Raw genomic sequence first — 7,602 nt, forward strand, 5'->3', positions numbered from 1 at the left:
GGGTCACCGTTCACCAGGCTCCTGCTATGCCAAGTACTCAACGCCATGTCGCCGGCAAAGAATCGCAAAACTGAGCGAATCATTGGCGAAAAGGAGACTAATGGGTCGTTCAACAGCGCCTGCCAGTATCTGGCGACAGCGAGCGCAGAGAGTCCCGAGGCCAAGATGCACGCCGTAAACCAACTTTCACTTACTCTGTCGAGCGACGGCTCATCGTGGGCTACCAGGAACGCGGTGAGCACCAACGCCGCCGATTGTAGAAGCATGACGAATATTGTAGGGGCGAACTTCGCGCGACAACGTGCCGCCGCAACAAGCGATTCTACTGAGGAATATAGAACTAGGGACGCGCCAACAAACAATGCCAACACTCTATCAAGCTCGCTCGATGTCACGCACGCAATGAAGGCGGCGATGGCTGCCAGTAGCGCAACCATGAGAGTCCATCGCGAAAAAACCGCACGATTTCTAGCGCGCGTGTTCGACATGGCCGGCATCTGATCCACAATCGCGGCACTGACCCAAGCCATGGTCATGCTGGACGCAGTAACCGTGGCCGGGATCCACATCATCCACTCGTGTGGCTTGGGCGCATACGGCTGCATTGCCAAGATTCCCCAAAGCGAGGCTGAAGCGAACACTGCAGCCGGCACGCCGGCAAGCCAACCACCTTTCATGACTGACCTCGATCAACTTTCACCAACCAGGCACGGCCGGTATCAATGCAGAAGCCATTTCGTTCAATCATAGCTTCCAGAGCCCTCCATCACTGCTGCGCGCATCTCCATCGAGGTCTGAATAGAAAGCCTGTATCCAAACCGCGGAAGTGTGTGGATCAATTTGTCCTTGAATGGCCCGTCCACGGTCTTGCGAAGGCTAGACATTTGTGAGCGCAATAAGTCATGGTCAGGTGTCTGATGACCCCACACCGCGCGTTCGAGATGCTCCCTGGGAACGGCTCCAGGGCTCTCGCGCATCAGGACCTCTAGAAGCTTCCAAGACGCAGGATAGAGGTGAAGGCGGTTTCCCGCGCGGAATGCCTCGAGAGTGGCCAAGTCCATAGTCAAGTTGCCAACGGAAAGGCGGCGCATCCCGACTCTGCCGCGAGAACGGGCCACTAGTGCTTCTAGGCGAACCTCCAGCTCCAGTGGATCGAACGGCTTTGTGACAAAGTCGTCAGTGCCTGTCCGAAAGGCCTCTACTTTGCTGGCGATATCTGCCATGGACGCAAGCATCAGCAATGGAACGGAAGAATTGTGTTCACGTCGCAATCTGCGTACCACGTCCAATCCGCTCATCCGCGGAAGGTCCCAGTCGACAATTATCGCGTCATAGCTGTTTGACACAGAAAGATGTAAGCCTGTGATCCCATCCAGGGCAACGTCCACGGTGTGATGCTTGGCTTCCAATTCGTCAAGTAGCGTGCGAACGAGATACCGATCGCTGTCAATTAGCAGGATGTCCACGATCAGGGTGCCCGAAACCCGAGCAGCCGCAGCGCGTTGATGACGACCAGAAGAGTAGTTCCTTCATGGACTGCAACCGCAGGGCCGATACCTAAGCCCAGAACCGTGGCAGGAACCAGCAAAGCGACCACGCCAAGGCTAACGTACAGATTCTGACGAATGACCTTCTTAGTGCGCCGGCTGAGGGCTACCGAGAAGGCCACCTGCCGCAGATCTTCCGACATGAGTGCAACGTCCGCAGTCTCCAGAGCGACGTCCGAGGACGCCGCGCCCATTGCGATACCAACGTTGGCGCTGGCCATGGCAGGTGCGTCATTGACGCCATCGCCAACCATCGCGATCCTTTGGCTAGCCTTGATCTCACGTATCGCGGAAACCTTGTCGTCTGGCATGAGGTTGCCCCACGCTTCATCGACACCGACGTCGCTGCCTACAGATTGCGCGACCAACTGGTGATCACCAGAGATCATGATCATCCTGCTCACGCCTAGTCCACGCAATCTGTCCAGCGCATCGCGCGCCTCGGACCGCGGTGTGTCCATCAAGCCGATGACGCCAAGATCCCTGTCGCCCAGTCTCACCGCCATTGTCGTTCGGCCGCGACTGCGCAGCGTTGCGATACCTTCTTTGGCGGACGAGCCTAAAGCCGGAACCCCGTCAGCCCCAAACATTTCAGCCTTCCCGATCCAGGCAGGCTGGCCATCAACCTCCGCTCGTACTCCTCGTCCGGCGAGATTCTCAAATCCACTGGCTACCACTGCGACCTGGCCGGAAAGGCGCGTCCTACCGTCTGCAACGATGGCGGCCGCCAATGGGTGGTCGCTCAGCGCTTCCACGGCGACGCTGATCTCTAGTAACTCCTTCTCGGTTACGCCCTCCGCCACGACAATGTCGGTTACGCGGGGCTTGCCCTCGGTCAGGGTCCCGGTCTTGTCAAAGGCAATTGCCGTGACCATGCCGAGCTCCTCCAGCGGGGCACCGCCCTTGATCAGTACTCCGCTACGCGCGGCCCGGGCAATGCCGGCTAGAACAGCGCTTGGGGTGGCAATGGCCAATGCGCACGGACTGGCTGCAACCAGCACGGCCATGGACCGGTAAAAGCTGTCACGGAACGGCTCGTCAATCACCACCCACGAGAACAGCAGAATGCCAGAGAGGGCGAGAACACAGGGAACGAAGATGCGCTCAAACTTGTCCGTAAGACGTTGAGTGGGTGATTTTCGTGTCTCGGCCTCGCTGACCATCTTGACCACGCGTGCAAGCGCGGATTCCGTAGAGCGCCGGCTAACCTCCACCTCCAACGCTCCGGAACCGTTGATGGTGCCTGCAAACACTCTAGACGCCATGTCAACTGCATCGGGACGACGCCTCGCTTCTTCGGCGTCAGGCACCGGATGTTTGTCCACCGGAATGCTCTCACCTGTCACCGGTGCCTGGTTGACGTTGCTGGATCCCTTGACCACGAAGCCATCGGCGGGCAACCGATCATTCGCTCTCACCAGAACGACGTCGCCGGGCTCCAGCGCCGAAACAGGCACCTCCACCGGCCCGCCTTGCTTAACCACCAGGGCAGTCTCGGGTGCCAGCTTGGCGAGTGCCTCGATGGCGCGCTTGGCCCGACCCATAGCGTAGTTTTCCAACGAATGACCCAGGCTGAAGAGGAACAACAGCAATGCGCCCTCAGCCCAGGCTCCGAGGGTGGCGGCCCCTGCTGCCGCAACCAGCATGAGCGTATCGATCTCGAAGCGCTTCTTTCGAATGTTTTCAATTGCTTCGCGCAGGGTGAACCATCCACCGAATACGTAGGCTAGCATGTAGAACGCCGTGGGCAACCATGCGATACCGAACGCACCCGACTTCTCAATGATGAAGCCGGTCACGAGGAGCAGCCCGCAGACTATGGCGAACAGCAGCTCGGCATTGACTCCAAACAGGCCGCCATGGGAATGGGCATCCCCCTGATTCGGGGATGCGCCAGCTTCTGTTGCTTGGCTCATCTCTATTCTCCGATTTTGATCTGATCATTCAAGGCTCGAGCGCAGCAAATTCTGCGCCCGAGCTCGGTGTCAGCTAATCAGTGATCTTCGTCCTTTCCTACTGCGACGGTGCTTGGCTTGGCTATGCGGCCAGCAAAGGTGGGAAGCACCAGCAACGTGAGGATGGTCGCGGTGAGCAAGCCACCGATAACGACGGTAGCGAGCGGCTTCTGGACTTCTGCACCCGAACCGCTGGCGATCGCCATGGGGATGAAGCCGACAATGGCCACCAGCGCAGTGGTGAGCACGGCGCGGATACGACTCGCTGCGCCATTGAGGGACGCCACCAACGGTGCATCGCCTGCATCAAGCCGCTCCCGGATGGCTTGCATCAGCACCAGGCCGTTCAGCGTGGCGACGCCGGACACCGCAATGAACCCCACGGCTGCGGACACCGAGAACGGCATGCCCCTCAGCAGCAAAGCCAGGATTCCGCCCACCAGCGCCAGCGGTACGCAGCTGAACACAAGAATGGCTTCTTTGGCGCTGCGCAGTGCCATGAACAGCAGAGCACCAATCAACAGGAACACGACAGGAACCACTGCCGCCAGTCGCTTCTCTGCCCGCTGCAGGTTCTCGAACTGCCCGCCCCAGGTGAGATAGGAACCTGCAGGAAGCTTCACGTCCGCTACCGCCGTCTGCGCTTCGCCAACAAACCCACCCAGGTCACGCCCACGGACGTTGGCTTGCACCACGACTCGACGGCTGCCGTTGTTTCGACTGATCTGATTTGGTCCTTCGCTTATGGTGATCCGAGCGACGGACGAAAGCGGTATCACCGCACCAGAGGGTGTGGCAATGGGCAACGAGCTAAGCTGGTCCGGATCATTGCGTGCCGCGTCATCCAGACGCACCACCACGTCAAAGCGGCGATCACCCTCGAAGATCTTTCCCGCAGCAGTGCCGCCGATGCCAGTCGACAGAGCATCGCTCACGTCCGCTGCGGTCAACCCGTATTGCGCGGCTGCCAGATGGTCGATCTTGACGTTCAGGGTTGGCAGGCCGGAGATCTGCTCGACCCGCACGTCCGCGGAGCCTTGGACGCCACGCAGTTTGAGCGCCACCTGGTCTGCGACCTTCTGCAACTCACCGAAGTCATCACCGTAGATCATCACGGCAAGATCGGTACGCACACCGGAGATGAGCTCGTTGAAGCGCAGCTCAATGGGTTGACTGAACTCGAAACTGTTGCCGAGCTGCTTCGACGCCACGGACTCGAACCGCCCCACCAGCTCATCCTTGGAAAGCTTCGGATCCGGCCATGCGCTTCTGGGCTTCAGCACAATCACGCTGTCGGAAATGTTGGTGGGCATCGGGTCGATGGCCGCCTCCGCAGTACCAGTCCGGGAGAACACCGTCTCCACTTCCGGCTCCTTCGCAATGGCCTTCTCTAGTGCCAACTGCATGGCCAGGGACTGCTCCAACGAGGTGGAGGGAACCCGCAGCGCCTGCATGGCCAAGTTGCCCTCATCCAGCGTGGGCATGAACTCGCGCCCCAGCATCATGAACGAGGTCACGCCTACCGCTAGTGTCAGTACCGCGCCTCCGAGCACCACGCGCGGCATGGCGACAGCACGCTCGATCACAGGCTCGATTCGGGTGCGCAGCACCTTGATTAGCTTGGTCTCGTGCTCGCCGTGATGGAGCTCTTCGCCGGGCTTCATCTTCGGCTCGCGCACCCACAGGGCGGTCAAGGCCGGCACCAGGGTAAAGGAGAAGATGAAGGCACCCAAGAGCGCCAGCATGAAGGTGGCCGCCATCGGCTGGAAGGTTTTTCCTTCGACGCCTTCGAGGGTCATGATCGGCAGGAAGACCAACAGAATGATCAACTGACCAAAAGCCGCCGGTCGCGCCATCTTCTTGGCCGATTCCGTGGCTATCTTCATCCGTTCCATGGCCGTCAGCGGCCTGCCCAGTTCGGCGCGGCGCTGCCCCAGCATCAGAAGCGTGGATTCAATAACAATCACTGCGCCATCCACGAGGATACCGAAGTCCAACGCACCCAGGCTCATCAGGTTGCCGCTGATCCCGAACCGGTTCATGCCGATCACGGCAAACAGGAACGACAGCGGAATGACGAGCGCCGTAATAGTCGCCGCGCGCAGGTTGCCCAGCAGCAGGAACAGCACCACCACGACCAGCAGCGCACCTTCGGTCAGGTTCTTGGCAACGGTCTTGATGGTCGAATTGACGAGCTGGCTACGGTCGAGCACTGGCACCGCAAAGATGTTGGGCGGAAGCGACTTGTTCACCTCGACCAATCGGTCCGCTGCGGACTGCGCCACCGTGCGGCTGTTGCCGCCGGCGATCATCAGCGCCGTGCCCAGCACGGCCTCATGTCCGTTGCGGCTTGCGGCACCCAGTCGCGGTGCGCGGCTGAGTTCGACGTCGGCAACGTCGGCGACGCGGATCACCACCCCGTCCTTGGTCGCCACGGGTGACTGCGCCAGGTCGCTGGTCGTCAACGCCAGACCATCGGCGCGGACCACGAGGCCTTCGCCTGCACGCTGGACGAAGCCTGCACCGGCCTGCACGTTCGACCGCTCCAGTGCCTGGACGAGGTCGTTCAACCCCAATCCGTAAGCCGCCAGGCGTGCGCTGTCCGGATGGACCCCGTACTCCTTCACGTAGCCGCCCACGGTATCCACGCCGGCAAGGCCGGGGCTGGAACGCATCTGCGGGGCGATGATCCAGTCCTGCACGGTACGCAGGTAGGTGGCACGCTCTTCGGCGGTAGTGAGCCTGTTACCCTCCGGCGTGAGGTAGACCTCGCCCTCCTGCCAGCCTGCCTGCCCCTTGGGTGCCAGGTTCTTCGGATCGTAGTCGGTGAAGTCCACCGTCCACATGAGAACCTCACCCAGGCCGGTGGTCACCGGTGACAGGACCGGGGACACACCTTCGGGCAGGCTGTCCGCCGCTTCGCGCATGCGTTCGGCCACCTGCTGGCGCGCGAAGTAGATGTCGGTCTGGTCGGTGAAGATCGCCGTGACCTGCGAGAAGCCGTTGCGCGACAGCGAGCGTGTGGTGTTCAGCCCCGGGATGCCGGCCAACGCGGTCTCAAGCGGGTACGTCACCTGCCGCTCGATCTGCTCAGGGGTGAGCGCCGGCGCGATCGAGTTGATCTGCACCTGTCTGTTGGTTATGTCCGGTACCGCGTCAATGGGCAATTTGCTCAGCTGGAACAAGCCCCAGCTGGCCACCATCGCGGCAAGGAACACCACCAACCAGCGGAAACGGACCGCTGATTCTATGATGATAGTGAACATATATGGATTCCTTAGTGGCCGTGCTCGGCTTCACCCTTGGCCAGTTCGGCCTTGAGCAGGAAGGCATTGGTACCGACGATGCGCTCGGTGCCATTGAGGCCGTTGACGATTTCGACGCTGCCGCCGGCACGACGCCCGACCATGACCGGGGTAGCCTTGAAGCCTTCCGGGGTTTCGACGAACACCACGCTGTTGCCGTCCACCGTCTGCACGGCGTCGGCCGGGACGCTCAGCGAATCTGCGTCTCCGTCAGCCACCACGAGCGCCGAAATCGGTGATCCGGCAGGCGGCAACGCCGCCGTCAGGGGCTTCGCGCGGATGACCGTGGTACCACCCTGCTGGCGAATGTCAGCGGCCACGCCAGTGACTTCTGCCTGGAATGCCCCGGTCGGTGCGGTCACTTCCAGCTTCATGCCGGCGGCGACCTGTGAGGCCAATGCGGGAGGTGCGGTAAACACCAGTTCGTTCATGTCCGGGTTCGAGACGTCTGCCACCACGCTGCCCGCCGACACCACTCCACCCGGCGTGACCTGCACGTTGCCGACCACCCCCGAAACCGGGCTGGTAATGCTCACCCGGCCGGAACTGTCGGGCGAGCCGTTGGCTGCGGCTTGGGCACGGGCCGCTGCAGCGGCTGCCTCCGCAGCAATCGAGCGCGCGCGAGACGTCTCCATCTCTTGGCGTGCAACGACACCTTGCTCAACCAGTGCCTTGTCGCGGCCGTACACCAGGCGGGCGCCTTCGGCCTCCGCGCCCGCCGAGACGGCCGCCGCGCGGAAGGTGGCGGCGTCGCCGCTGACCACGACAGCAAGTGTCTGGTTGGCCTTGACCAGT

5 protein-coding genes are annotated in these 7,602 nt (G+C 61.4%); 1 reads left to right on the forward strand and 4 read right to left on the reverse strand.

All coding sequences use genetic code 11. The features are described 5' to 3' along the window. Nucleotides 1-234 precede the first annotated feature (234 nt). Nucleotides 235-501, forward strand: coding sequence for a hypothetical protein (locus tag QMX83_RS01800; RefSeq protein ID WP_282294952.1), 267 nt, complete (start codon nucleotides 235-237; stop codon nucleotides 499-501). A 239-nt stretch (nucleotides 502-740) separates the two neighbouring features. On the opposite strand, the gene QMX83_RS01805 is transcribed toward QMX83_RS01800, so the two are convergent. The 4 genes from QMX83_RS01805 to QMX83_RS01820 form a co-directional block, all read right to left on the reverse strand. Continuing rightward, a complete protein-coding gene (locus tag QMX83_RS01805) occupies nucleotides 741-1,466 on the reverse strand; it encodes a response regulator transcription factor (RefSeq protein WP_125359994.1) in 726 nt (241 codons plus the stop codon). Between the two features lie 2 nt (nucleotides 1,467-1,468). After that, a complete protein-coding gene (locus QMX83_RS01810; protein ID WP_125359993.1) occupies nucleotides 1,469-3,463 on the reverse strand; it encodes a heavy metal translocating P-type ATPase in 1,995 nt (664 codons plus the stop codon). A 77-nt stretch (nucleotides 3,464-3,540) separates the two neighbouring features. After that, a complete protein-coding gene (locus tag QMX83_RS01815) occupies nucleotides 3,541-6,768 on the reverse strand; it encodes a CusA/CzcA family heavy metal efflux RND transporter (protein ID WP_125359992.1) in 3,228 nt (1,075 codons plus the stop codon). An 11-nt stretch (nucleotides 6,769-6,779) separates the two neighbouring features. Then, on the reverse strand, nucleotides 6,780-7,602 hold an 823-nt coding region (locus tag QMX83_RS01820; RefSeq protein ID WP_282294953.1), incomplete at its 5' end, for an efflux RND transporter periplasmic adaptor subunit.

It is taken from the genome of Stenotrophomonas sp. PS02289, assembly GCF_029960115.1.
GTDB lineage: Bacteria > Pseudomonadota > Gammaproteobacteria > Xanthomonadales > Xanthomonadaceae > Stenotrophomonas.